The sequence below is a fragment of the Paraburkholderia sp. SIMBA_053 genome (genome assembly GCF_046534895.1).
Taxonomy (GTDB): domain Bacteria; phylum Pseudomonadota; class Gammaproteobacteria; order Burkholderiales; family Burkholderiaceae; genus Paraburkholderia; species Paraburkholderia caledonica.
This window is the reverse complement of sequence record NZ_JAWRXU010001924.1, coordinates 1-229: the sequence shown is the minus strand read 5'-3', so window position 1 is coordinate 229 and position 229 is coordinate 1. Positions and strand designations below refer to the sequence as shown.

The window sequence follows — 229 nt, the reverse complement described above, 5'->3', positions numbered from 1 at the left end:
ATCGACCGCCTGTTCAACTTCCGTCACATAGCGCACGGCCTGCTTTAGGTGCCACGACTCGTTGGCATCGAGCATGAGGGCCGGGCGTCGTGTCTTCTCCCCCAGCGCATCCCGGATGAGTAGTAGTCGGCGAATGTCCACTTCAGCGTCCCGTCCGCCTTTCAGCTTGCCAGCGGTGAACCCTCGCTGCGCCATTTCCGTGTAGAACGCCACCAGCGCATCGTCATCG

General features: G+C 61.6%; 1 protein-coding gene. It reads right to left on the bottom strand.

Going from position 1 to position 229, the window contains the following annotated elements:
• Nucleotides 1–229, bottom strand: a 229-nt coding sequence (locus tag SB753_RS42250; protein WP_410805848.1) for an enolase C-terminal domain-like protein, incomplete at both ends; no start/stop codon positions are given.